At 72.7% G+C, this 24,544-nt stretch carries 22 protein-coding genes; 6 read left to right on the top strand and 16 right to left on the bottom strand.

Going from position 1 to position 24,544, the window contains the following annotated elements:
* Positions 1–24: 24 nt before the first annotated feature.
* From ACMCNN_RS12650 to ACMCNN_RS12640, 3 genes are read right to left on the bottom strand one after another with little or no spacing between them, the layout of a single operon-like run.
* On the bottom strand, positions 25–1,209 hold the full coding sequence (locus ACMCNN_RS12650; RefSeq protein ID WP_412746384.1) for an ABC transporter permease: 1,185 nt from the start codon (positions 1,207–1,209) through the stop codon (positions 25–27).
* The gene (locus tag ACMCNN_RS12645) at positions 1,206–1,931 is read right to left on the bottom strand and encodes an ABC transporter ATP-binding protein (protein ID WP_412746383.1); all 726 of its coding nucleotides are present in this window, start codon (positions 1,929–1,931) and stop codon (positions 1,206–1,208) included. The genes ACMCNN_RS12650 and ACMCNN_RS12645 overlap by 4 nt, the downstream gene beginning before the upstream one ends.
* Entirely contained in the window at positions 1,928–3,337 is a 1,410-nt protein-coding gene (locus ACMCNN_RS12640) for an efflux RND transporter periplasmic adaptor subunit (protein WP_412746382.1), read from the bottom strand. Before ACMCNN_RS12640 ends, ACMCNN_RS12645 begins: the two co-directional genes overlap by 4 nt.
* 396 nt (positions 3,338–3,733) lie before the next feature.
* Between ACMCNN_RS12640 and ACMCNN_RS12635 the strand changes: the two genes are divergently transcribed.
* The gene (locus ACMCNN_RS12635; RefSeq protein ID WP_412746381.1) at positions 3,734–3,976 is read left to right on the top strand and encodes a hypothetical protein; all 243 of its coding nucleotides are present in this window, start codon (positions 3,734–3,736) and stop codon (positions 3,974–3,976) included.
* 66 nt (positions 3,977–4,042) lie between these two features.
* On the opposite strand, the gene ACMCNN_RS12630 is transcribed toward ACMCNN_RS12635, so the two are convergent.
* The 5 genes from ACMCNN_RS12630 to ACMCNN_RS12610 form a co-directional block, all read right to left on the bottom strand.
* Positions 4,043–4,798, bottom strand: coding sequence for a L,D-transpeptidase family protein (locus ACMCNN_RS12630; RefSeq protein ID WP_412746380.1), 756 nt, complete (start codon positions 4,796–4,798; stop codon positions 4,043–4,045).
* Positions 4,799–4,944: 146 nt separating this feature from the next.
* Complete coding sequence (locus ACMCNN_RS12625; protein ID WP_412746379.1) at positions 4,945–7,227, bottom strand: N-acetylmuramoyl-L-alanine amidase; 2,283 nt, start codon at positions 7,225–7,227, stop codon at positions 4,945–4,947.
* A gap of 177 nt (positions 7,228–7,404) precedes the next feature.
* Complete coding sequence (locus ACMCNN_RS12620; RefSeq protein ID WP_412746378.1) at positions 7,405–8,043, bottom strand: GNAT family N-acetyltransferase; 639 nt, start codon at positions 8,041–8,043, stop codon at positions 7,405–7,407.
* Positions 8,044–8,230: 187 nt separating this feature from the next.
* The gene (locus ACMCNN_RS12615) at positions 8,231–10,765 is read right to left on the bottom strand and encodes an ABC transporter permease (protein WP_412746377.1); all 2,535 of its coding nucleotides are present in this window, start codon (positions 10,763–10,765) and stop codon (positions 8,231–8,233) included.
* On the bottom strand, positions 10,762–11,538 hold the full coding sequence (locus ACMCNN_RS12610) for an ABC transporter ATP-binding protein (protein ID WP_412746376.1): 777 nt from the start codon (positions 11,536–11,538) through the stop codon (positions 10,762–10,764). The genes ACMCNN_RS12615 and ACMCNN_RS12610 overlap by 4 nt, the downstream gene beginning before the upstream one ends.
* Before the next feature lie 155 nt (positions 11,539–11,693).
* Here ACMCNN_RS12610 and ACMCNN_RS12605 point away from each other — a divergent pair, with 155 nt between their 5' ends.
* Positions 11,694–12,869, top strand: coding sequence for a sensor histidine kinase (locus ACMCNN_RS12605; protein ID WP_412746375.1), 1,176 nt, complete (start codon positions 11,694–11,696; stop codon positions 12,867–12,869).
* Positions 12,866–13,504, top strand: a complete 639-nt coding sequence (locus ACMCNN_RS12600) for a response regulator (RefSeq protein ID WP_412746374.1) — start codon at positions 12,866–12,868, stop codon at positions 13,502–13,504. The genes ACMCNN_RS12605 and ACMCNN_RS12600 overlap by 4 nt, the downstream gene beginning before the upstream one ends.
* A gap of 8 nt (positions 13,505–13,512) precedes the next feature.
* Here ACMCNN_RS12600 and ACMCNN_RS12595 read toward each other — a convergent pair whose 3' ends face one another.
* The 6 genes from ACMCNN_RS12595 to ACMCNN_RS12570 all read right to left on the bottom strand — a co-directional run bounded on the left by ACMCNN_RS12595 (position 13,513) and on the right by ACMCNN_RS12570 (position 18,107).
* Complete coding sequence (locus tag ACMCNN_RS12595) at positions 13,513–14,037, bottom strand: GNAT family N-acetyltransferase (protein WP_412746373.1); 525 nt, start codon at positions 14,035–14,037, stop codon at positions 13,513–13,515.
* A gap of 85 nt (positions 14,038–14,122) precedes the next feature.
* Positions 14,123–14,605, bottom strand: a complete 483-nt coding sequence (locus ACMCNN_RS12590; protein ID WP_412746372.1) for a MarR family winged helix-turn-helix transcriptional regulator — start codon at positions 14,603–14,605, stop codon at positions 14,123–14,125.
* 47 nt (positions 14,606–14,652) lie between these two features.
* Entirely contained in the window at positions 14,653–15,249 is a 597-nt protein-coding gene (locus ACMCNN_RS12585) for a DUF305 domain-containing protein (RefSeq protein ID WP_412746371.1), read from the bottom strand.
* Complete coding sequence (locus tag ACMCNN_RS12580) at positions 15,234–15,974, bottom strand: lytic polysaccharide monooxygenase (RefSeq protein WP_412746370.1); 741 nt, start codon at positions 15,972–15,974, stop codon at positions 15,234–15,236. Before ACMCNN_RS12580 ends, ACMCNN_RS12585 begins: the two co-directional genes overlap by 16 nt.
* Before the next feature lie 378 nt (positions 15,975–16,352).
* Entirely contained in the window at positions 16,353–16,514 is a 162-nt protein-coding gene (locus tag ACMCNN_RS12575) for a hypothetical protein (RefSeq protein WP_412746369.1), read from the bottom strand.
* 120 nt (positions 16,515–16,634) lie between these two features.
* Positions 16,635–18,107: a helix-turn-helix domain-containing protein gene (locus tag ACMCNN_RS12570; protein ID WP_412746368.1), complete on the bottom strand. Its 1,473-nt coding sequence runs from the start codon at positions 18,105–18,107 to the stop codon at positions 16,635–16,637.
* Between the two features lie 128 nt (positions 18,108–18,235).
* Here ACMCNN_RS12570 and aceA point away from each other — a divergent pair, with 128 nt between their 5' ends.
* The 3 genes from aceA to ACMCNN_RS12555 all read left to right on the top strand — a co-directional run bounded on the left by aceA (position 18,236) and on the right by ACMCNN_RS12555 (position 22,540).
* Positions 18,236–19,525: an isocitrate lyase gene (gene aceA / locus ACMCNN_RS12565; RefSeq protein WP_412746367.1), complete on the top strand. Its 1,290-nt coding sequence runs from the start codon at positions 18,236–18,238 to the stop codon at positions 19,523–19,525.
* Position 19,526: 1 nt separating this feature from the next.
* Positions 19,527–21,152, top strand: coding sequence for a malate synthase A (gene aceB, locus ACMCNN_RS12560; protein ID WP_412746366.1), 1,626 nt, complete (start codon positions 19,527–19,529; stop codon positions 21,150–21,152).
* Between the two features lie 167 nt (positions 21,153–21,319).
* Positions 21,320–22,540: a hypothetical protein gene (locus ACMCNN_RS12555; protein WP_412746365.1), complete on the top strand. Its 1,221-nt coding sequence runs from the start codon at positions 21,320–21,322 to the stop codon at positions 22,538–22,540.
* Positions 22,541–22,559: 19 nt separating this feature from the next.
* Here ACMCNN_RS12555 and ACMCNN_RS12550 read toward each other — a convergent pair whose 3' ends face one another.
* Together ACMCNN_RS12550 and ACMCNN_RS12545 are read right to left on the bottom strand one after the other, a co-directional pair.
* A complete protein-coding gene (locus tag ACMCNN_RS12550; protein WP_412746364.1) occupies positions 22,560–23,204 on the bottom strand; it encodes a response regulator in 645 nt (214 codons plus the stop codon).
* On the bottom strand, positions 23,192–24,463 hold the full coding sequence (locus ACMCNN_RS12545; protein WP_412746363.1) for a sensor histidine kinase: 1,272 nt from the start codon (positions 24,461–24,463) through the stop codon (positions 23,192–23,194). The genes ACMCNN_RS12550 and ACMCNN_RS12545 overlap by 13 nt, the downstream gene beginning before the upstream one ends.
* Positions 24,464–24,544 lie beyond the last annotated feature (81 nt).

The following is a 24,544-nucleotide window of genomic DNA, read 5'->3' as shown; positions in this document are numbered from 1 at the left end:
GCGCGTCCAGCCGGGGAGCCCGGCTCACTCGGTCCGCAGCGCGACCACCGGGTCGAGCCGGCCGGCACGTTGTGCCGGGACCACCCCGAAGACGATTCCCACGGCGGCGGAAACTCCGAAGGCGAGGGTCAGCGACCACCAGGTGATCGCGGCGGGCACCGGCGAGATCCTGTCCACGAGCAACGCGACCCCCACGCCCAGGGCCATCCCCACCACCCCGCCGATCGTGGTGAGCAGCACCGCCTCCAGCAGGAACTGCACGCCGATGTCGCGCGGACGAGCGCCGACGGCCTTGCGCAACCCGATCTCCCGGGTCCGCTCCCGCACGCTGACCAGCATGATGTTCGAGACCCCCACCCCGCCGACGAGCAGGCTGATCCCGGCGATCGCGGCGAGCACGCCGGTGAGTACGCCCAGGATGTCGCCGAGTACGCCGAGGATCTGCTGCTGGGTGACCGCGCTGAAGTCGGTGTCGGGATGCCGTTTGACCAGCGCCGCGACGACCGCGTCGCCCAGCGCGTCGATGCGGTCCCGGTCGGGTGCCCGGATGGCCAGCGCGTCGATCCGGTCGGTGCCCAGTAGCCGCTGCGCGGCCGTGACCGGAATGTGCACCTCACTGTCGCGGTCCACCCCGAGGCTCTGCCCGAGCGGCGCGAACGTGCCGACGACCCGGAACCGGACACCGCCCACGGTGATCTGCCGTCCGATCGGATCGCGGTCGCCGAACAGTGTTCGCGCGGTGCCGGCGCCCAGCACCGCCACCCGGCGACCCGTGCTGACGTCGGCGTGGGTCAGGTAGGTCCCACGGTCCAGCCGCCGGACGAAAACCTCCGGAGTGCTCTCCAGGACGCCCTGCATGCTGGCGTACGCGGACCGGCTGCCCGCGCGTACGGTCTGTCCGGACTGGACGGTGACGGCCACCCGGGACGGGTCGCCGACGACCCGGTTCACCGCGTCGACGTCGTCCAGGGTGAGGGTGGAGACCGTCGGGGCGGCGCCCGCCGCGAGCCGGCCCGGCACGACGATGAGCAGGTTCGAGCCGAGCCCCTCGACCTGGCGTTCGATCAGCTGTTTGGTGCCGGTGCCGATCGCCACCAGCGCCACCACGGCGGCCACGCCGATGACCACGCCGAGCATGGTGAGCACGCTTCTCAACCGGTTGGCGCGCAACGCGTCCAGGGCGACCCGCCACGCCTCGGCCACCCTCACGCCGCGCCACCGTCCGCGACGCCACCGGCCGGACCTTCGCCGGGCGGTGGGTCGACGATGAGGCCGTCGCGCATGACGATCTGGCGGCGGGCGCGGGCCGCGACGTCCCGGTCGTGGGTGACCAGCACCACCGCGACACCGTCCGCGTTGAGCGACTCCAGCAGCGCCAGCACGGACCGCCCGGTGGCCGAGTCGAGATTGCCGGTGGGCTCGTCGGCCAGCAGAACCGACGGGTCCGTGACCAGGGCGCGGGCGATGGCGACCCGCTGCTGCTCGCCACCGGACATCTGATTGGGGCGGTGACCCACGCGGTGCCCCAACCCCACCCGGTCGAGCAGCGCCGCGGCGCGGCGGCGCCGCTCGCGACGCCCGATCCCCCGGTACACCAGCGGCAGCGCCACGTTGTCCTGCGCGGTGGTACGGGCCAGCAGGTGGAACGACTGGAACACGAAGCCGATGGTCTCGTTGCGCAGCCGGGCCATCTCGCCCGGTGACAAGGTGGCGACGTCCCGGCCCCCGATCAGCAGCTGCCCGCTGGTCGGCCGGTCCAGGGCACCGAGCAGGTGCATGAGGGTGGACTTGCCGGAGCCGGAGGTGCCGACGATCGCCACGTAGTCGCCCGGCTCGACGCTCAGCGAGACCCCCCGCAACGCGGGCACGGACACGCCGTCCAGCTCGTACGTGCGGGTGATCCCGGTGGCCACGATCGCGGGTGTGGTCACCGGGGCAGCTCCTGGCCCGACCGGACCTGGTCGGCGCCGCCGATCACGATCCGCTCACCGGTCCGTACCCCGGAGACGACCTGCACCACGTCCTCGCCCTGGACGCCGAGGGTCACGGGCACCCGCTCGGCGCGCCCGGACCGGACCGCCCAGACGGTGTCGCGCCCGTCGGCGTCGACGATCGCGGCGGCGGGGACGGTCACCGCGTCGGTCGCCTGCCGGACCTGCAGGCGGACGACAGCGCTCATGCCGGGGCGCGGGGTCGGGGCGGGGCGGCCGTCGGCGTACCGGCCCGCGCCGAGATCCAGCCGGGCCCGGTACGAGACGCCCCCGCGCGAGGAGGTGGTGGGCAGCAGGTCGACGGCCCGTACCGTGGCCTGGTAGGTGGCGCCGGTGGCGGCGTCCAGTTCGACGTCGGCCCGTACGCCGGGCCGCACGAGCAGCACGTCCGTCTCGTCGACGTCCGCGGCCAGGCCGAGCCGGTCCACGTCGACCACGGTGAGGATCGGGGTGCCGGCGCTCACCGCGGCGCCTTGGGGCACCGCCGCGTCGACGCCCGGCAGGGCCGCCCCGGTGGCGCCGGAGGCAGCGCCCGCCCCGGCTCCGGCGCCCGTTCCGGCACCGGCCGAGAGCAGGTCGTTCAGCGAGGTCGCCCCGCCGGACGGGGTGCCGCCGAGCTGCACCACCCCGGAGACGGGGGCACGCAGGGTCAGCGCGTCGACGGCGGCGTCGGCCAGCTCGTACGCCTGCTGCGCCTGCATCCGCTGCGCCGCGCCGAGGGCGCCGACGGCCTGGCCGAGGCTCGCCACGCCCCGCTGCACGGAACGCACCGCGGCCGAGGCGGTCTGCGACACCGCGGCGTACTGGCGGCGGGCGGCGTCGAGCTGGGCCAGCAGCGCCGCGCGCAGCTGCGGGTCACTGACCTGGCGGGCCGCGTCGCGGGCGGCGGTGAATGCGTCGGTGGCCGACGCGTCGGTACGGCGCTGCGCCGCCGCGACACCCGAGCTGCCGCCGCCCGGCGCGCGGGCGCCGCCGGACGACTGCGCGAGCGCCCGCCGCGCATCCCGGAGCCGCCGCTGGGTGGCCGGTGAGTCGATGACCGCCAGGATCTGCCCCTTGCGGACCCGGGCACCCGCGTCGACGCGCAGCTCGGCGAGGGTGCCGTCGGCCGGGGCGTTGACGGTGGCGGCGGCCCGCGCGGTCACCGAGCCGGGCGCCTCGACGATCTCGGCGACGGTGCCCCGGGCGGCGGCGCCGAGCGTGACGCCGGTCGTCTTGTCGCCGCAGGAGGCGGCGGTCAGGCAGGTGAGCAGGGCGGCGGCCGCGAACAGGCCGACGGATCGACGCGGGCGGCGCTGGGTGGCGGGTCGGCGCTGGGTGGCGGGTCGGCGCTGGGCGGCAGGCACGGGGCCATGCTATGCCGGTGGATCAGCGTCGACCGATCCGTGTACGGCCCCCGCCCGGCTTGCCCGGACCTGATACACGATGCCTGTTTTCGGACGCTGTCGCGGTGGCGACAGGGCGGGTTGCCGACGCGGCGCACCATGGAGTCACACGCCCCGGGGGCGCCCGCTGCGGACCTGCCGCCCGGGCCCGGTGCCGAGCCATCCCATCCGAAGATCACCGCCGTAGCGCGCATCTGGCGTCCGGCTCCCGCCGCTCGTCCGGAGTCCGTCCGCCCAGAGCCCGTCCGCCCACAGTCCGTCTGCCCACAGTCCGTCTGCCCACCGTCCGTCCGCCCAGAGTCCGTCCCGGCTGTCGCCCGTCGCCTGTGAAGGAGGCACCATGCTCGAGGTCCAGCGGTGCACCGGTCGCCGGGGGTCGTCGTGAACGCCATGCTGCGCGCCGACCAGCTGATCGTCGTACACCACGACGACACGGTCAGCCGCTTCACGGACGTGACGTACACGCTGGGGCGGAGCGGGCTGCGGGTGCGTGCCGCGGACGGCCGGGAGTGGGTGTTCCCCAGCCACGAGGTACTGACGACGATCGTCCGGCTGGCGCACCGGATCGAGCGCCGCAGCGACCAGGACCTGGCCGCCTGAGTCGGGCACGGAAGCGACATGCGGCCCACCGGCGTCGCCGGTGGGCCGCAGGCCGGGTACAACGGATCAGGTGCCGGGACGGCGCCCGAACACCTTGACCGTGGTGCCGATCTTGAGCATGCCGTAGAACTTCTTGGCATCCGACGGCAGCAGGTTGACGCAGCCGTGCGAGCCGCGCCACGCGTCGTGCAGGTAGGTGGTGGTCTGGTGCAGGCCGATACCACCCACGAAACGCTGCCAGTACGGCATCCACACCTTGTACTTCTCGGAGTACTCCTTCGACGCCCGCTGCCAGATGGCATAGGTGCCGGTGGGGGTGCGGTAGCCCTTCATGCCGGTGCGGGTGACGCTCGGCTTGGTGTACACCTTGCCGTTCTTCATCACCCACACGGTCTGATGGGTCAGGTCCACGCAGACCGTGGTCCGGCTCTTGCTGGCCTTGCACGCCGAGGTGTCGGTGGCGGCGAGCCGCTTGGCCACCCCGTACGTGGTCGGGCCGGCGAGGCCGGAGGCCGGCTGGATGCCGAACCGGCGCTGGAACTTCTTGATGGCCGCGCAGTCGGTGGCCGACTGCTTGCCGTCGACGGTGACCGCGCCGAATCCGCCGATCTTCTTGAGGTAACCCTCGACCTGGCGCTGGTACTTGCCCGTCGAACACGAGGCCGCCGCGGCCTGACGGACCACGACGGACGCCGGTACGGCCGCGGCCACCGGACCCGCCGCAACGGCGGCGCCGGGTGTCAGCGCGACGGCGCCGAGACCGCCGCCGACGGCCGCCGCCAGAGTGGCGGTGACCAGGCGTACGGAAACTCGCTGGTGCAAATCTTCCTCCCCGAACAGATGTGTCCCGACATAGAAGCACAGGACTGCGTGGCGCAGGATCCTCCGGCCGTCCGTGGCACGAAACCGTGACCTCGGCGGGCTCGCCGCTATTGACCAGGCGGTCCGCTGCGGCGTGCCCGCCCGGCTCACCTCAGATAGGCGAGGCCGTCGGAGGTGACGGTCGGGCGGCCGCCGGTGCCGCGTACGACGATGGCGACGGTGTGCCGGCCCTTGGCGAAGGCGCGGGTCCACAGCGCCTGCCGGTAGCTGTTCTTGCCGGCCCTCAGGTCGAGGGTGCCCACCTTCCGGCCGTCCAGGTAGACGTCGACCTTGCCGGACTTGGCGGTACGGGCGAACAGCAGCGCCGCCGAACTGCCGGTGAAGGTCCAGGTCAGCTTCGCGTTACGGGTGCCGCTGGTCAGCGCCTTGCCACCCAGGTACGCGCTCTTCGAGGCGGAGCCCCACTTTCCGCCCCGCTTGGCGTTGGTTTCCGGTAGCAGCACCACGGTGCGGCCGACCGCCGCGCCGCCGGTGTTGCCCGCCACGTCCCTGGCGGAGAGTCGCCAGATGGTCCCGCCCGGCTTGACGGCGGTGGCCCAGGAGGTGGTCGTCGGGCCGAACGTCCGCGCGGACGGCGCGGTGAGCGCCACCGACGCCAGCTTGGCGTTGTCGGCGGCCCGGAAGGTGAGTGTCACCGGCACGGAGGTGGCCGAGACGGTGCCGCCGCGCAGCACCACGGCCGGCGCGCCGGGGAAGGTCGGTGCGGTGGTGTCCCCCAGCACCGTCGAGGCCGTGGAGATGCCCGTGGAGCCGTTGTCGCGTACGGCCCTGACCTGCAGCTTGTGCGTGCCAGCCGAGACCGGCACGGTCGCGGACCGGTCGGCGGGCGCCGCGGTGGCCGCGACCGCCCCGTCGACCAGCACCTCGAATCGGGTGAGCACCGTGGACGGGTTGCCGATCGACCAGGTCATGGTGACCGGGCCCCGCGCGTAGTAAATCCCGCCGGAGACGCCCGCGCCGCCGGGCTTGGCGGTGAGTCCGTAGATCCCCGCGTCGGCCTCGGTCCGGATGTCGGCGAGCTGGGCGTACAGCGCGTCGCCGGGGCATTCGGTGGCCACGCCGTCGCGGTGCCCGGAGATCCGGGCGAACGTGACCACGGTGCCCTTCGGGAACTTGCCGTCGGAGACGCCCTCTGTCAGCTTCGTGCTGCTGGTGGGCGCGAAGCCGTACATGCCGAGCTTGTACGCCGCCAGCTGCGCGATCGTCGTCTGGGTCGCGGCGGGCACCCGGTCCTTGATGTACGTGCCCAGCACCGCGACGGCGGCCGAGCCGGTGTTGAAGCCGTACGTGTGCGCGCCGATGACCGGCTTGTCCACCCCGCCTTTGCGGCCCTCGAACAGGGTGCCGCACTTGTCGGTCAGGAAGTTGTAGCCGATGTCGTTCCAGTGCTGGCTCTGCACGTGGTACGCCAGGATGCCCCGGACGATCGACGGCGAGTCGGCGCACTGGTAGTCGTTGGTCCCGGCGGTGTGGTGCACGAAGAGCACGCCCACGTTGCCGGCGTAGTCGGGCGCGTTCTTGACGAGGCTCTCGTCCGCCTGCCACCCGGCCCGGCTGACGTACGGGGGCAGTCCGCCCGGCAGCGGCGCCCGCAGCGCCTGGCGCGGCGCCGCCTTGGTGGTCGCCGGCTTGGCCGGGGCGGCGCTGGTCACGACGGGCGCGGGCGCGGTGCTCGTGGGCGCGGCGGGGGCCGGCGGGGCACTGGTCTCCTGCGTCGCGGACGGCTGGATCGCCGGTGCGCTGGTCGGGTCGGTCACCTCGTCGCCGCCGCCCTGGCCACCGCTGCTCTGGCCACCGCCGCCAGCCCCACGGCTGTCGCCGGTGGAGTCGAGCAGTTCCAGGCGCAGCCCGGCGGGCAGGGCCCGGCTGACCGCACCGGCGGCGTCCACGACGCGGGCGGCGACACCGTCGGCCGGGCCGACCCACAGCGGCGCGGTGCCGCCGCGGGGGTGGCCACCGCGCTCGGCGGCGGTGTCCGGGCCGAGGCTGTCGTCGGAGTCCAGGGTGCGCCACGGCGACCACGCGCCGGTGGCGACCGCACGGGTGCGGACCTGGACCGTGCCGGAAACCCGGGCGGCGGGATCCGTCCAGGTGATGCCGAGCAGGCTGAACCGGTCCGTGCGGCGCTCGGGCACCTTCAGGGTGTGCGCGCGGCTGTCGGCCGGGGCGATGTCGAGGGTGTGCCGGCCGACCCTGACCGGCGGCCCCTCAGGGGCGGCGGCCGGCTCGGCGGCGGGCAGCGCGACCACCGGCTCCGCGGCGGCGGCCGGGTGGGACGACGCCCCTGGCCTGTGCAGCGCGATCACCGTCGTGCCCACGGCGACGACCGCCGTGGATGCGAGCACACCGATGACCTGGCGCCGGTTCACGCTTACCCCCGTGTCCGCCGGGCGCGGGCGCGTCCGGACCGGGCGTGAGGTTACCGGCTCAACCGCGTGCCGCGCGGGACGGCCCCGGCCGCTCCACTGTCGACGATGGCCCGCGACCTCGGGAACCTCCACTGTTCGGCCCTATCGATTGTGTCCGAACGGGCGATATTGCCGAGGTCACACCCCGAACCAGCGGCGGCACGGCTCGATTCCGGACGCGGTCACCTCCCGGCCGTGCCCCGAGGCCTGCCACGCGTCGGCGGTCAGCCGCAGGTGGCGAAGTTCGGCGCGGCCGGTCGACTCGGCCACGAAACCCAGCCCGTTGTCGGCGTAGCCGACGCGCCGGGACACCCCGAGCGACGCGGCGTTGGTCACCACGGCCGAGCTGACCGCCGCCAGCGCACCCAGATGGTCGAACGCGAGCCCCAGTACGGCCATCCGCATCGCCACGCCGAGACCCCGCCCGCGCGCCCCCGGCACCAGCCAGGAGGCGGTGTCGACCGTACGCAGCACCGCGAAGTTGTCGCCCTCGACGGTCTGCACCCCCACCAACTCCCCCGCGTGCCGGACCGCGAGGTGCAGCACCCACGACGACGGTGACCAGGTGCCCAGCGCGCGCCAGTACCCCTGGCAGAACAGCCGCCGCTCGTTCTGCGCCGCCGACTGCTCGTCGAACAGCTCCAGCCGGGGGTCGTGCCCGACGTCATCGGGTAGCGCGGCCGCGAGCTGCGGCAGGTCCTCCTCGCGGACCGGCCGCAGGGTGACGGCCCGGCAGGCGAGCCGGATCCCGAACAGGGGCCAGTCGGCCATGGTCATGCAGCGAGCATGTCGGCCCCGACCGCGGCACACCACCGGATTGCGGATACGGCCGGACACCGGCTGGGCCGACGCCGCCGCGGACGCTGGTGCGTGCGCTGCTGCAAGCCCAGCGGGCATGGGGGGCCACGCCGGCCCGGCACGGCCGGCGTGGCCCCGGAAAGTGTGACCCCGGGAAGCGGCGGCGCTATTCGGTGCCCAGCGCCACGACCGGGCTCACCTTCGCCGCCCGGCGGGCGGGCAGCACCCCGGCCAGCGCCGTGAACGCCACCAGCGCCGCGAACACGGCCACCAGCTGGAGCACCGGCAGGCGCAGCGGCGCGTTCACGCCGAGGGCCTTGACCGCCAGCCACGCGTACGGCACGCCGAGCAGCAGGCCGAGCACCGCGCCGATGACGCCGTACAGGCCGGACTCGGTGGTGAGCATCGCGCGCAGGCCGCCGCGGGTCAGGCCGACGGCGCGCAGCAGCCCCGACTCGCGGGCCCGTTCGACCACCGACAGCGCGACCGTGGTGCCGACCCCGACGACAGCGATGAGCACGGTCAGCCCGATCAGCCCCAGCGCGATGGCCAGCACCGTGTCGATCGCGTCGTTCTCCTGGTCGCGCTGGTCGGCCAGCACCTTCAGGCCGAGCCCTGACCGGTTGTCCATCACCTGACGCAGCGCCTGCTGCGCGGCCGTCCGGCCGTCCTCACCCGGCTGGGCCGCGTCGGCCAGCAGGCCGGAGGCGAGCGCGGAGGCGCCGAGCTTGTCCATGTCGCTGCGGTGCACCAGCACGCTGGAACCCAGGGGTACGGAGTCCGGCAGGATCGCCGCGACGGTCAGGGTCACCTTGTGCTTGCCCTTGCCGGCGCTCACCTCGACCTTGTCGCCCAGGTGCACCCCGGTGGCGTCGCGCGCCCAGCCCGACACGGCGATGCTGCCGGGCCGCACGTCGGCCAGGGAGCCGTCGGCGACGTCGATCTTGCTGAGTTCCGGCAGTGCGGCGAGATCGAGGTCGTTGGCGTCGAACTGCTCCACCGCCGTACCGATCTTCAGGTCGTTGAGCCGCCGGTACGTGGTGGCGTGCCGCAGCTGCGCGCTGCCGGCCGCCCGGGTGACCAGGTCGGCGGGCAGGGTCGCGCCATCGCCCGCGGTCAGCTCGAAGTCGGCGGGCGCGGAGGAGGCGAGTTCCCGGTCGGCCAGCACCCGCAGGGACGCCCCGCCGACCACGACCCCGGCGATGAGGGTGACCCCGAGCGCGACCACCACGGAGACCGCGGCCGCGCGGCGGGTGGCGCCGCCGACCCCGCCCACGGCGAGGCGGCCGATGGAGCCGAGGCGGCGCAGCGGCAGGCCGACGACGGCCAGCACCGGACGCATGAGCACCGGGCCCAGCGCGATCAGCGCGAAGTACGCCATGGCGCCGGAGAAGACGATGGCCAGCAGCATCATGTCCGGCCGGTAGTCCTTGGTGTCCCGGCCGGGCAGGTGGGTAGCGACGTACCCGGCGGACAGCGCCGCCCCGGTCACCAGCAGCAGCCCGAACACCCAGCGCACCTTGCCGATGCCGTGCTTGCCGGCGGTGGTGGCCGCCGCCCGCAACGCCTCCAGCGGCGCCACCCGGGCGGCAGTGACGGCCGGGGAGATGACCGCCAGCAGCGTGACGACCACGGCCAGGGCGATCACGCCGAGGGCGGGCAGCACGGGTACGCCGGGACCGGCCACGGTGATGTCGAACAGTCGCAGGACGGGCGGTACGGCGGAGCCCACGGCCAGCGCGCCGAGCACCCCGGTGACGCCCGCGACCAGACCGGTCACCACCCCTTCGGCGGCCAGCGCCCGGACGATGGCACCCCGTCCGGCGCCGACCGCGCGCAGCAGCGCCAGCTGGCGCATCCGCTGGGCGAACACGATCCGGAACGTGGACGCGGCGACGAGTCCGGCGGCGACCACCGCGATGGCGATGAACATGCCCACGACCGCGAACACCGCGTTCAGGTCGGAGGCGGCCTGGTTGGCCTCGTCGAGGCGCACGTCCGCGCCGCTGCGTACCTCGGGTGCGTGCTTGCCGCCGATCGCGGCGATGGCGTCCCGCACGGCGGCGGGGTCGGCGCCCGCGTCCAGCCGTACGTCGATCTGCTGGAGCGTGTCGCCGCCGGTCAGGGCGGTGACGCTGCTCTGCGGCGCGTACGCGATCGAGCCGTAGTCGTCAGCGGGGGTGACGATGCCGACGACCTGGAGCTGGACGGTCTTGTCCTTGTCGTCGGAGCCGTAGATCTTCAGCCCGAGCCGGGTGCCGACGGGCAGGCTCATCCGGCTGGCGGTGCGCGGGGTCACCGCGATCTCGTTCGGCGCGGCCGGGTAGCGGCCCTGGGTGACGTGGGCGACGGACAGCGCGCCGCTGCCCGGGTCGCCGACGAGGCTGAGGTACTGGCCGCCGATCTCGCCGCCGGTCTCCACCCGGCCGACCGCCTCGGCCACCCCCGGCACCGCCTTGATCTTGCCGAGCTGGGTGGTGCTGATCGGGACGGCGTTCTCGGCGTTCGGGGTGGTGACGACCAGGTCCACGGCCTCCGGCGTGCCGCTGAGGGTGTCCAGGGCGGTGCGCAGGGTGATCTGCTGGGCGAGGACCGTGGCGTACACGACGAACGACGCCACGAGCATGGCCAGGCCGGTGAGCAGCAGCCGGGCGGGCCGGCGGGCCGCCCCGCCGAGCTGGGTACGCAGGACCGGGCTCATCGGGTGCTGCCCAGCGACTGCAGGGCCTCGGCGACGCTGGCGCGGTCCGGGCGGTCGATCTCGCCGGCCACCCGGCCGTCGGCCAGCAGCACGACCCGGTCCGCGTACGCCGCGGCGGCCGGGTCGTGGGTCACCATCACCACGGTCTGTCCCAGCTCCCGCACCGAGTTGCGCAGGAACGCCAGCACCTCGGCGCCGGAACGGGAGTCCAGGTTGCCGGTCGGCTCGTCGGCGAAGACCACCTCCGGCCGCGACACCAGGGCCCGGGCCAGCGCGACCCGCTGCTGCTGGCCGCCGGACAGTTCGCTGGGCCGGTGGTTGAGCCGTCCGGCGATGCCGAGCACGTCCACCAGGTGCTGGAGCAGGCCCCGTTCGGCGCGGCGCCCGGCCAGGTCGAGCGGCAGGGTGATGTTCTGCTCGGCGGTCAGCTGGGGCAGCAGGTTGAACGACTGGAAGACGAAGCCGATCCGTTCCCGGCGCACCTTGGTGAGCACCCGGTCGGGCTGGGTGGTGAGGTCCGTACCACCGAGCAGGGCGCGCCCGGAGGTGGCCGTGTCCAGGCCGGCGAGGCAGTGCATGAGGGTGGACTTGCCGGAGCCGGAGGGGCCCATGATGGCGGTGAACGCGGCCCGGGCGAAGCCGACGGTGACGCCGTCCAGCGCCCGTACGGCCGTGTCGCCGTTGCCGTAGACCTTCACGAGGTCGACGGCCGCCACCGCGGAGTTGGTGGTGTCGGCCGGCATCGGCGCGGCGGCCGGGAACTGCGTTCTCATCGGTCGAGTCCTCTTCGATCGGGGTCGGAAGCTGGGAGCATCCTGTTCGACGCCGATCAACCCCCGCATCAGCCCGCAGCCGGGACCTGCGGCAGCGCCGGGTCTGCCTTTCGGCCGATGAGGGGTCCGTCCGGCGCCCACTACGCTGGGTCACGATGTTGACGCAGCAAAACCGGAACCTGCTGTTCCGCCTCGGCCAGCTCGCCCTGTTGGGCCTCATGGCGCTGCTCGGGCTGTTCGATCTCCAGGCGGGCATGGCGGGCGCCGGTGCGGTTGCCCTGCTGCAGGTCGTGGCCGCCGTGGCGACCGCCGCGGTGTGGCTGCCCCGGCACGATCAGGACTCGACGCGTCTGCCGAAAGTCGCACTGCTGGTTGCCGGGTTCTCGCTGGTCGTGACGGTCCTGGTCGTGATGATGGGCCAGACCCACGGCAGCTTCGGCATCGCCGAGGCGCTCGGCCTGCTCGGCATGCTGTACGTGGTGAGCCGCCGCGCCCAGGCGCAGCTGGCGGTGCCCGCAGTGGTGGCCACGGTGGTGGCGGTGGGACTGCTGCCGGTGCGCGGCGCGATCAGCCCCGAGTACGTCATCGCCGGGCTGATGCTCGCCCTGATGTCGACGGCCTCGATCGGCGCCGGCGTGTACCTGCGCACGATCGCGTCCACCCGTCAGCGCGCGATGGACGCCGTCCGGGCGGAGCAGCGCGCCGAGTTCGCCCGGGACCTGCACGACTTCATCGCCCACCACGTGACCGGCATCGTGGTGCAGGCGCAGGGCGCCCGGTTCATCGCCGAGCAGGACCCGCAGCGCGTGCTGCTGGCGCTGGAGCAGATCGAGCAGGCCGGGGCGGAGACGATGGCCTCGATGCGCCGGATGGTCGGCGTGCTGCGCGACCCCGATGCGCACCCCGACGCGCCGCTGGCCCCGCTGGCCGGGGTGCACGAGCTGGGCCCGCTGCTGGAGCAGTTCAGCAGTTCCGGCGGCACGCTGGCCCGGCTGCACGTGGACGGGGACATCGGCGGGCTCCCGGTGGAGGTGTCGACCTCGGCGTACCGGGTGGTGATGGAGGCGCTGACCAACATCCGCCAGCACGCGCGGGGGGCGCGGGTGGCGGACGTGTGGATCCGGCGTACCCCGGAATGGTTGTTGGTCCGGGTGGCCAACGACGGCGCGGCCCCCCGCCCGACCGTGCCGCGCGAACGTCCGGGGTACGGTCTCGTGGGCCTGACCGAACGGGTCCGCGCGGTCGGCGGGCGCATCACCGCCGGGCCGGGCATCGACGGCGGCTGGGTGGTCGACGCGGCCCTGCCGGTGCCTCAGGAGGTGACGCAGTGATCCGCGTACTGATCGCCGACGACCAGGCCATGGTCCGCACGGGCTTCGGAATGATCATCGGGGCGCAGCCGGACATGGAGGTGGTCGGCGAGGCCGCGGACGGCGTCGAGGCGGTCGCGCTGGCCCGCAGGCTCAAGCCGGACGTGGCCCTCTTCGACATCCGCATGCCGAAGATGGACGGCCTGGAGGCGCTGCGGCTGCTGGCGGGGCCGGGCGTCGCGGAGCCGGTCAAGGTGGTCGTCGTCACGACCTTCGACCTCGATGAGTACGTGCACACCGCGCTGCGCAACGGAGCGTGCGGGTTCCTGCTGAAGGACTCCGGCCCCGCGCTGCTCGTGGAGGCCGTCCGGGCGGCGCAGTCGGGTGACGCCCTGATCAGTCCGTCGATCACGGTCCGGCTGCTGGAGCATCTGAGCCCGCCCGCGCCGACCGGCGACGACGGTGGCCTGTCCCCCCGCGAGCTGGACGTGGTGAAGCTGGCCGCGCGGGGTCTGACCAACGCGGAGATCGCCACCCAGTTGTTCATCTCGGTCGGCACGGTCAAGACGCATCTGGGCAGCGTGCAGACGAAGTTGGGCGCCCGGAACCGGGTCGAGATCGCCGCATGGGTCTGGGAGCGCCGCCTGGTCGGCTGAGCCACGCCCTACAGCGAGATCCAGTACCGGCGTATCCGGCCCAGCTCGGTGTCGCGGACGTCCTCCTGCACCCCGCCGTGCCGTTCGATGGTGCGCCGTGACGCCTCGTTGTCGACATTGCAGGTGATCAGGACCCGCTCCAGCCCACGCTCCCCGGCATGCCGCAGCACCTGCCCGAGCGCATGGGTGGCGAGCCCGCGCCGCCGGGCGGTCGGCCGGATCCCGTAGCCGATGTGCCCGCCGGCACGCAGCAGGAAGTCGTTGAGTTCGTGGCGCAGCGCGATCGCTCCGAGCATCGTGTCGTCCTCGACGATCCACCAGTAGGTGCAGTGCACCCGGCCCGGTTCGGGCGCCACGGTCGGGTCGGCCGAGCGACGCAGCCGGTCCACCCAGGCGGCGAAGCCATCGGGCGTGTCGACGTCGTCCTCGGCGTGCAGGCCGGAGCCGTCCTGGTGCACCCCGCGCCCCCACTCGTCGCGGGCGGCCAGCCAGGCATCGTGCAGGCGGGTCGTGGGGCTGATCAGCTCGGGCACGCCGCCGACGGTAACGGCGATGCTGCGCGGGCGGCAGCGGTTTTCGCGTCCACGGCCGGTGGCCGCAAGCCCGACGGCGCCGGGGTCAGGGTTCGGACGTGGCGTCGAGGCGGGCGAGGATGCGCCGGGCCATGTCGCCGAGCTGCTCCAGCTCGCGGTCGGTCAGGGCGTCGAGGATCAGCGTACGGACGGCCTCCACGTGGCCGGGCGCGCTGGCCACGACCTTGTCCCACCCCGCGTCGGTGAGCACCGCGTTGGTGTACCTGCCGTCCTCCGGGCAGGCCGTCCGGGTCACCCAGCCGCGGCTCTCCAGGCGCTTGACGACGTGCGACAGCCGCGACAGCGAGCCGTTGGCCAGAGCGGCGAGGGCGCTCATCCGACGGGTCCGGCCCGGCGCCTCGGACAGGCTGGCCAGTACCAGGTATTCGAAGTGGCTGAGGCCGGAGTCGCGCTGCATCTGGGTGTCCAGGGCGGCGGGCAGGCGCAGCAGCAGGCCGCCGACCGGCAGCCAGGAGCCGAGCTCGGCGTGGTCGAGCCAGCGTGGCGGGTCGGCGGGGGCAGCGCTCACCCCACCAGTGTAGGGCGCCCTTGAAGCTTCAAGTTCACTCGAACGGGTCACGCCACGATCTGGAGCATTTGCCGGATCTCCTCCTGGCGGGCGCGGGTGATGGCCGTCGCGAGATCGCGAGCGGGTGGGTAGCCGCCGCCCGCGGACTCCATCCGGCTCACCTCGACGCAGTTGTGCAGGTGGCCGATGAGCAGCGTCAGGGCGGTCCGGTCCAGATCGGCGGGCCGGGACGCGCGCAGTTCCGCCAGGTCGGCGGCCCGCAGCGAGTGCAGGTCCCCATGGCCGGCGTGCGCTCCCTCCGCAGGATTCGCGGTGACCGGTTGCTGCCATCCCACCAGCCAGTGCCGCATGGTCTCGGACTCGGCACGCCACTCGGCGCGCAGCCGGGCGGCGAGGGCCCGCACCCGCGGGTCGGTGCCCCGTTGCTCGGCGATCGCCGCGACCTGGTCACCCTGCTCCGCGTACGCGAGGCTCATCTGCAGGAACATCACGTCGGTGGCGTTGCCGGTGGTCGCGTCCGGCGCGGGAGCGGCCCGGCCGCAGCCGGCGAGAACCAGGGTCAGCAGGAGGGCGACCAGCCCCGTGGGGCGGGTCCACGCCCGTGGTCGCGGACCCGCCCCGCCGGGGATCAGATGCGTTCCCACAGCGCCGGGGCGTTCGGTGGCTCCCAGCCGACCAGGGCGGTGTGCGCCTGGCGGCACCGGTACGACAGCCCGCCGTAGGTCACGACGGCCCCGACCGCGTACGCCGTGCCCGCCGCCCAGGTGCCGCCCGCCGGTGGCGTGGTGGTGGGCGGGGTCGTCGGCGAGGTGGTGGGCGGCGTCGGCGGGGGCGTGGTGGGCGGCGGGGTGCTGCCGCCGCCGATGTTGAGGTCCACACAGGAGTAGAAGGCGTTGACCGTGTCGGCGATGTTCCACCGGGCCAGCAGGGTCTGGCGTCCGGTGAAGCCCTTCATGCTCACCGTGTGCGTCGTGGTGGCGCCGGGTTGCGCTCCCCCGCCGCTGAACGAGGCCAGCAACGTGTTGCCGATGAAGTACTCCCAGTTGCTGGTGGCATGCCGGGCCGTGTACACCCAGTTGAACGTCACGGTCTGGCCGACCGCGGCGGCGGGCCAGCTCTTGCTGTTGTCGTTGAGGACGGCGAACCGGCTGCCGCCGCCGTTGCACTGCATCGAGCCTTTCGGAGCCTCGACGCTCTGGGGTTCGTAGATGATGTCGCCGCAGTCGGCCACCGCGCCGCTGGCGCAGTTGGCCTGCCGGCTGGGCGGCGACGAGATGTAGCCGTGCGCGGAGGCGGGCGCCACCGCGATGAAGAACGACGTGATGACCGCGCCGACGGTCAGCAGGGGTAGGGCGATCCGGCGTCTCATGAAGTGCTCCTCGAGCGTGGGGGACGGGCTTCTTCATGGGTCGGCGGGCCGGGCCCGGGGGCTGCCCGGCCCGCCGAGACGATCGGGACGGGTTCGGAGATCGACTTCCGGCGATCTGAGGGGATGCCGCCCTCGACGTGTGCGCTCAACATAAGTTAAAGAGTGTTAACAGTAAAGACTCTTAATCAAGATTTTCGATGGATCCTCCGCCGCAGGCCGCGGCCGATCCGTGCCACGACGGCAACCGCGCACCAGAGAGAGCGCGTTCACAATTGACCGGACAGAGTGGACGGCACCCACCACGTCGACGGCGGGCCGCGGCAGTCGGCATGCGACAAGGGCCGCCCCATGGGGCGGCCCTTGTCGGGAGTTGCCGGATCAGCGGATCGGAGCGGTGACCTCCAGCGCCGACTCCGCCGACCGTTTGCCGGACGCGTCGACGGCGACCACCCGGATCCGGTGGCGGCCGGCGCCGAGACCTTCCAGCAGGAACAGTGCCAGCAGCGAGATGGCCAGCGCGCCCGGCCACGCCCTACGCATATATGTACGCCCTCCCCCGTGACCGTTCCGGCGCGGAGCCCGGAGCGGTGGCCCGTCCGGACCGCCGAGGACGATAGCAGTCGATCTTCATTCGGCGGGCGCCACCGACGCGCCGCCCGGCTAACTGACGGAGCGGCGCTGGAGGAACTCGTACACGTCCTGGGCGTCGACGCCGGGGAAGGTGCCCGGCGGCAGCGCGGCCAGCAGGTGGGCGTGCACGCGGGCGCTCGGCCACGCGTGCCCGGCCCAGCGCGCCACCAGCTCCGCCGGGGGCCGCCGGCAGCACTGCGGGTCGGGGCAGGTCGAGACGGTACGCCGGGTGGTGTCGCCGCCGCGGAACCAGCGCGCATGCTCGTACGGCGTCCCCACGGTCACGGAGAACTCCCCCGACCGGGTCGACTCGATGTGCACCGTGCACCAGTACGTCCCGGAGACGGTGTCGGTGAACTGGTAGAACGACGAGTACGGGTCCTCGGCCTGGAAGATCGTGCGCGACGCCCACTTGCGGCAGGCGTGCTGCCCCTCGATCGCCCCTGTCACATCCGACGGGAAGCGCACGTTGTCGTTCTCGTACGCCTTGTAGATGGTGCCGCTCTCGTGCACCCGGGTGAAGTGCACGGGGATACCGAAGTGGTGGGTCACCAGGTTGGTGAAGCGGTGCGCCGCGGTCTCGTACGACACCCCGAACGCGTCGCGGAAGTCGTCGATCGCCAGGGCCTTGTCGGCCTTGGCGGCGGCCAGGAAGTCCACCGCGAACTTCTCCGGCATCAGCAGCGCGGCCGCGAAGTAGTTCGCCTCGACCCGCTGGCGCAGGAAGTCGCCGAAGTCGGCGGGCTCCGGGTGGCCGAGCACGAAGTGCCCGAGGGTCTGCAGCACCACGGCGCGGGGGTCGTGACCCTTGCCGCTGGCCACCTGCGGCAGGTAGATACGTCGGTTGCGCAGATCGGTGATGGAGCGGGTGGAGCCGGGCAGGTCGCTGACGTAGCTGAGGCTGAAGCCGAGCTGCTCGGCGATGTCGAGGATGCCGCGCTGCGACAGCGGCCCGGTGGTGTGCCGCACGGACTCCAGGACCCGGGCCGCGGCCTGCTCGATCTCGGGGAAGTAGTTGTCGCGGCGGCGCATGTCGGCGCGCAGCTGCTGGTTGGCCCGGCGGGCCACCTCGGGGGTGGCGCTCTGCTCGGTGAGCAGGCGGGTCAGCTCGCGGTGCAGGCCGATCAGCGACTCCAGGGCGTCCGCGGGCAGCCGCCGGCCGCCGCGCACCACGGGCAGACCGAGGGCCGCGTACCCGCCCTGGCGCTGGAAGTGGGCCAGCTCGATCTCCAGCCCGGCCCGGCGGCTGGGCGCCTCGGGGCGCAGCAGGTCCTGCACGCCGACCCCGAGGGCGGCGGCGATGGCCTGCAGCACGCTGAGCTTGGGTTCGCGCTTGCCGTTCTCGATGAGCGACAGCTGCGACGGGGCGCGCCCGACGGCGGCGCTGAGCTGATCGAGGGTCATGCCCTTGGCGCGGCGGAGATGGCGGAGTCGCTGGCCAAGTGTGACGAGATCAACTTGACCGTCGGGCGACGGGGCGGCGGCGAGAGGCGAAGCGGACACGCGTTTCACGGTATCAGAATTTCTTCGCTTCTTCTCCTCACATCAGCCTTCTTCAGGGCTTGCGCGGTGCGCAACAGTCGAGTTCTTCCACCGATCAGCAGGAAGAAACACGGGAAAGGAACCATCTGATGAGCGATCAGTCGACCGAAGTCAGGGGCGGTACCGCCGCGGACCTCACTCGGGCGTGGGCCGGCGATCCGCGTTGGCTTGGCGTGAAGCGCAGCTACACCGCGCAGGACGTGGTGAAGCTGCGGGGAACCGTCCAGGAGCAGCACACCCTCGCCGAGCGGGGCGCCCGCCGGCTCTGGGATCTGCTGCACAACGAGGACTACATCAACGCGCTGGGCGCACTCACCGGCGGCCAGGCGGTCCAGATGGTCCGCGCCGGGCTCAAGGCGATCTACCTGTCCGGCTGGCAGGTGGCCGCGGACGCGAACCTGTCCGGGCACACCTACCCGGACCAGAGCCTCTACCCGGCGAACTCGGTGCCCGCGGTCGTGCGGCGCATCAACAACGCCCTGCTGCGGGCGGACCAGATCGACCACGCCGCGGGTCGCGACGAGCGTGACTGGCTGGCCCCGATCGTTGCCGACGCGGAGGCGGGCTTCGGCGGCCCGCTCAACGCGTTCGAGCTGATGAAGGGCATGATCGCGGCGGGTGCCGCGGGCGTGCACTGGGAGGACCAGCTCGCCTCGGAGAAGAAGTGCGGCCACCTCGGCGGCAAGGTGCTGATCCCCACGGCGCAGCACATCCGTACGCTCAACGCGGCGCGCCTGGCGGCCGACGTCTGCGGCGTCCCGTCGCTGATCATCGCCCGTACCGACGCGCTCGGCGCGGACCTGCTCACCACGGACGTGGACGAGCGCGACAAGCCGTTCGTGACCGGTGAGCGCACCGCCGAGGGCTTCTTCCGGGTCCGCAGCGGCCCCGAGGCCGCCATCGCCCGTGGCCTCGCGTACGCGGACTACTGCGACCTGATCTGGGTCGAGACCGGCACCCCGGACCTGGAGTTCGCGCGGCAGTTCGCCGAGGCGGTGCACAAGGAGCACCCCGGCAAGATGCTGTCGTACAACTGCTCGCCGTCGTTCAACTGGAAGCGCAACCTCGACGACGACACCATCGCCAAGTTCCAGCGCGAGCTGGGCGCGATGGGCTACAAGTTCCAGTTCGTCACGCTGGCCGGCTTCCACGCCCTCAACCACTCGATGTTCGAGCTGGCCAAGGGCTACTCCGAGACCGGCATGAGCGCGTACGTGAAGCTGCAGGAGGCGGAGTTCGCCAACGAGGCGATCGGCTACACCGCCACCAAGCACCAGGCCGAGGTCGGCACCGGGTACTTCGACGCGGTCTCCACCGCGCTGAACCCGGACTCCTCCACCACCGCGCTGTCGGGCTCCACTGAGGAAGAGCAGTTCTGACATGCGTACCCAGGAGGAGATCACGATCACCGGCTCGGCCGAGGGCCGGTACACGGAGATCCTGACTCCGGAGGCGATCGACTTCGTCGTCGCCCTGGATCGCGAGTTCGGCGCGCGCCGGGTCCAGCTTCTGGACCGGCGCCGCCGGCGGCGGGCCACCCGGACCACGGAGCTCGACTTCCTGCCGTCCACGAAGGTCATCCGCGATGACGAGTCGTGGCAGGTGGCTCCGCCGGTGCCGGACCTGACCGACCGCCGGGTCGAGATCACCGGTCCGCCGGAGCGCAAGATGACAGTCAACGCGCTCAACTCCGGTGCCAAGGTGTGGATGGCCGACTTCGAGGACGCCACCGCACCGACCTGGGACAACATCATCACCGGCCAGCTCAACCTCAAGGACGCGCTGGACGGAAAGATCGACTTCACCGCCTCGGACGGCAAGGAGTACCGGGTCGGCGAGACCCTGCCGACCATCATGGTGCGCCCGCGCGGGTGGCACCTGCCGGAGTGCCACGTGCGCATCGGCGGCCGGGCGGTGTCGGCGTCACTGTTCGACTTCGGCATGTACCTGTTCCACTGCGGCCAGAAGCAGCTCGACCGGGGCTCCGGGCCGTACTTCTACCTGCCGAAGCTGGAAAGCCACCTGGAGGCCCGCCTCTGGAACGACGTGTTCGTCTTCGCCCAGGAACGGCTGGGCATCGCCCGCGGCACGATCCGCGCGACGGTGCTCATCGAGACGATCACGGCCGCGTTCGAGATGGAGGAGATCCTCTACGAGCTGCGCGAGCACTCGGCCGGCCTGAACGCGGGCCGGTGGGACTACCTGTTCAGCATGATCAAGAATCGCCCGGACGTGGTCCTGCCGGACCGCTCCCAGGTGACGATGACCGCGCCGTTCATGCGGGCGTACACGGAACTGCTCGTGCGCACCTGCCACCGGCGCGGGGCCCACGCGATCGGCGGCATGGCCGCCGTCGTGCCCAGCCGTGACCCGGTGGCCGCCAAGCGCGCGCTCAACCAGGTCCGGCAGGACAAGCGGCGCGAGGTCGGCGACGGCTTCGACGGCTCGTGGGTCGCCCACCCCGGCCTGGTCGAGACGTGCAAGGAGGTCTTCGACCAGTGGCTCGGCCACGAACCGAACCAGATCGTGCGGCGCCGCGACGACGTGCGTGTCACCGCGGAGCAGCTGCTCGACGTCCGGTTCGGCACCGTCGCGGTCAGCGAGGTGGCGTTGCGGACCTCCGTCAGTGTCGCGCTGCGCTACGTCGCGGCCTGGCTCGGCGGCCGGGGCGCGGTCGCGCTGAACGGCCTGATGGAGGACGCGGCCACGGCGGAGATCTGCCGGGCCCAGTTGTGGCAGTGGATCGCGCAGGGCACCCCCACCGACTACGGCGTGCCGGTCACGGCGGGCCTGGTGATGCGGTTCCTGCGCGAGGAACTCGACGTGCTCAGCGAGACGGGGGCACTGGACGAGGAGTCGGCGCGGCTGTTCGGCCAGGCGCGCACGCTGCTGACCGTACTGCTCAGTGAGCGTACGTGTCCGGAGTTCCTGACCCTGCCGGCTTATCTGCGGCACATGGGTGGCGGCGTCGCGACGCCCGCCACTCAGCCCGCGATCGCTGCCTGATCGGTGGCAGGTGCGGCCCGGGGGCGTTCGCCCCCGGGCCGCTTCGCGTGTCCGCCCACGCCAGTACTGGCACGAATCCGTGATTCGGTCCCGAAGATCGCTTTCTAACGTCGATGCCACGCACCGGGTCATGCCGACCCGCACCTACAGGCGCAAGGGAGCGCGGCGTGGCGATGGGCAGAAGGGCGTTCCTGGGCGCCGCGGTGACAGCGGCCGCCGGCGCACTGGCGGGGTGCAGCACCGGCGACACACCGTCGAGTGCGCCGACCGCGTCGCACCCGACCACCGCGCCGGCGACACCGTCGACCGCAACCACCTCGGGACTCATCGGGGACGGCAGCACCCGCGACAGCGGACCGCAGCCGCACCAGCCGGACGCCCACCGGCTCGCGCCCGGTGAGACTCCCCCGCAGTTCGTGGTGCTGTCCTGGGACGGCGCCGGGGAGACGGCCGCCAAGCTGTTCTCCCGGTTCCGCGGTCTCGCACGGGACGTGCACGGGTCGATGACCTTCTTCCTCACCGGGATCTACACACTCCCCGAGTCGAAGCGGAAGTTGTACGCCCCGCCGCAGCACCCGGTCGGCGCCTCGGCCATCGGATACCTGTCCGACCGTTCGGTGCACGCGACGATCGAGCAGGTGGGCCTGGCCTGGACCGAGGGCCACGAGATCGGCACCCACTTCAACGGTCACTTCTGCGGCGCGACAGGGGTGCAACGGTGGTCACCCGCCGAATGGGACTCCGAAATCGACCAGGCGATCGGGTTCGTCTCCCAGTGGCGCACCAACACCGGGTTCACCGACCTGCCGCCGCTGCCGTTCGACTACCGGCGCGAGCTGGTCGGCGGGCGTACGCCGTGTCTGGAGGGCGGGGCCAATCTGCGGCGGGCCAAGCGGGTCCAGGGCTGGAAGTACGACAGCTCCGGCACCGGCACCCAGGTCTGGCCGTCGCGTTTCGCCAACGGCCTGTGGAACCTGCCGATGCAGCAGATCCCCTTCCCCGGGCACAGCTTCGAGGTCCTCTCGATGGACTACAACATGATGTACAACCAGTCGAGGGTGCCCAACGGGGATCCCGCCATGCGCGCCACCTGGGGCAGCCAGGCGAAGGAGTCGTTCCTGGCCGGTTTCCGGCGCGCGTACCAGTCCAACCGGGCGCCGTTGATCATCGGCAACCATTTCGAGCGCTGGAACGGCGGCATCTACATGGACGCCGTCGCGTCGGCGGTGACGGCGATGGCGGCCCATCCCGACGTGCGGTTCGTGTCGTTCCGTCAGCTCGTCGCGTGGCTGGAGGCCCAGGATCCGGCCGTGCTGCGCCGCCTGCGGTCCCTGCCGGTCGGGCAGAAGCCGGCGGGAGGCTGGGCCGAGTACCTCGGCGCCGCGTAGCCGATCCGGACACGTCGGGTCACGTACCGAGATAGTGCAGCACCGCCAGTACCCGGCGGTGATCGGTGGCCGACGCCGGCAGGCCGAGCTTCGTGAAGATGCTGGTGATGTGTTTCTCGACCGATCCGTAGGCGAGCACGAGTTGGTCGGCGATGGCGGTGTTCGAGCGGCCCTCGGCCATCAACGCCAGCACTTCGCGTTCGCGGGGGGTCAGCACGGCCAGGTGATCGGTGTGCCGGGTGCCGGCGAGCAGCTGCGAGATCACCTCGGGGTCCAGGACCGTCCCGCCCGCGGCGACGCGGGTCAGCGCGTCGATGAAGTCGCTGACGTCGGCCACTCGATCCTTGAGGAGATAGCCCACCTTTCGTGCGCCGCCGGCCAGCAGTTCGGCGGCGTACCCGGTCTCGATGTACTGGGAGAAGACCAGCACGCCCACCTCGGGGTGAGCGCGGCGGATGGCGATCGCCGCGCGCAGCCCCTCGTCGGTGTGGGTGGGCGGCATGCGGATGTCGGCGATCACCGCGTCGGGCCGGTGCTCGGACGTGGCACGAAGCAGATCGTCGGCGTTCGCCACGGCCGCCGCGACGACGTGTCCACGGCTCGTCAGGACATGGGTCAGGCCGTCGCGCAGCACGGCCGCGTCCTCGGCGATCACGACTCGCACGGCAACTCCACGGTCACGACCGTAGGGCCGCCGACGGGGCTGCTGATGTCGAGTCGTCCGTCGACGGTACGGACCCGTTCGGCGAGTCCGGCGAGTCCGCCGCGGGGCTGGGCGCCCCCTCGGCCGTGATCGGTGACCCGAATACGCAGGATCCCGTCCCGCTGTTCGACGCCGACCGCGGCGCGGCCCGCTGTGCTGTGTTTGGCGACGTTCGTGAGCAGCTCGCTGACACAGAAGTAGGCGATGGTCTCCACCGCCGGCGCCGGCCGGCGGGCGAGGGCGACATCCAGCTCGACCTGCACCGGGCTGCGGGCTGCCAGGGTGGCCAGGGCCGCGTCGAGTCCACTGTCGAGGATGGGCGGGTGAATGCCACGCACGAGGTCGCGCAACTCGACCAGGGCACCCTTCGCGTCCCGGTGGGCGCTGCCGACGAGCTCGCGAGTCAGGGGATCGGCGTCGGCCTGTTCCAGTTGTTCCTTGGCCGCGCCGAGGTTCAGCGCCACGGCCACCAGGCGGGCCTGCGCGCCGTCATGCAGGTCACGCTCGATGCGACGCAGCGCCGCCGCGGCGTCCTGCACGGCGAAGGCCCGGCTCTGTTCCAGCTCGTGGACCCGTTCGCGCAGCCGGCCCACCGCGAGCAGGCCGGTGATGGCGAGGCGGTCGAGCATGAGCACTCCACGCAGCGCCCACGGTGCGGCCAGCAGCAGGGCGACGCCGGCACCGGCGGTCAGCAGCACCCGCGGCCAGGTATCGAGGAAGACGTCGCCGGGCAACGCGAGCCCGGCGTGCGGCACTCCGGCGTCGTCGGAGGTGCCCGGCACGACCCGCCACCACGCCGGATAGGTGAGCGCGGCGAGCCCGTACCCGTAGAAGACGGCTGCGACCGCCGTGGACAGGACAGCGATCGGTGCCTTCAGCACGAGGTACAGCGCTGACCGCCAGCCGGCCCGATCGGTCAGCCCGACCCTGACCCAGTCCGTCAAGCCGGTGCTGCGGCGTGCGCCCGCCGGACCCACCGTGGTGACCCCGAGCAGGCGGCGGGCGAGCGCACGGTGCAGCCCGCCGAGGCGGCGGGCGCCCCGGAGACCGGCACCGAGCAGTGGCAGTCCGACGATCGTGAGCGACAACGCGGATCCCGCGACGACCGCGACCGCGGTGTAGGCCAGGCCGAGCAGGCCCAGCGGCAGTCCGAGCAGGACGTAGAGCAGCCGGTTGAGCGCGTCGGCGCCGGCACGCCGTCCGTCCCGGATGGGTGTCATCTCCGCATCTCCGTCCTCGTGGTCCGGCTGACGGCACCCAGGATTGCTGATCACCGATTCGCTGCGCCAGCCGGTGTGCCC

The organism is Krasilnikovia sp. MM14-A1004 (genome assembly GCF_047159485.1).
Classification (GTDB): Bacteria; Actinomycetota; Actinomycetes; order Mycobacteriales; family Micromonosporaceae; genus Actinoplanes.
This window is presented reverse-complemented; position numbering and strand designations above follow the sequence as displayed.

What these genes read in the sequence shown, in the direction of transcription:
- aceB (WP_412746366.1), top strand. Translation starts at nt 19,527, where the DNA reads ATGCGTACCCAGGAGGAGATCACGATCACCGGCTCGGCCGAGGGCCGG.
- ACMCNN_RS12605 (WP_412746375.1), top strand. Translation starts at nt 11,694, where the DNA reads ATGTTGACGCAGCAAAACCGGAACCTGCTGTTCCGCCTCGGCCAGCTC.
- aceA (WP_412746367.1), top strand. Translation starts at nt 18,236, where the DNA reads ATGAGCGATCAGTCGACCGAAGTCAGGGGCGGTACCGCCGCGGACCTC.
- ACMCNN_RS12575 (WP_412746369.1), bottom strand. Translation starts at nt 16,514, where the DNA reads ATGCGTAGGGCGTGGCCGGGCGCGCTGGCCATCTCGCTGCTGGCACTG.
- ACMCNN_RS12615 (WP_412746377.1), bottom strand. Translation starts at nt 10,765, where the DNA reads ATGAGCCCGGTCCTGCGTACCCAGCTCGGCGGGGCGGCCCGCCGGCCC.
- ACMCNN_RS12545 (WP_412746363.1), bottom strand. Translation starts at nt 24,463, where the DNA reads ATGACACCCATCCGGGACGGACGGCGTGCCGGCGCCGACGCGCTCAAC.
- ACMCNN_RS12620 (WP_412746378.1), bottom strand. Translation starts at nt 8,043, where the DNA reads ATGACCATGGCCGACTGGCCCCTGTTCGGGATCCGGCTCGCCTGCCGG.
- ACMCNN_RS12580 (WP_412746370.1), bottom strand. Translation starts at nt 15,974, where the DNA reads ATGAGACGCCGGATCGCCCTACCCCTGCTGACCGTCGGCGCGGTCATC.
- ACMCNN_RS12610 (WP_412746376.1), bottom strand. Translation starts at nt 11,538, where the DNA reads ATGAGAACGCAGTTCCCGGCCGCCGCGCCGATGCCGGCCGACACCACC.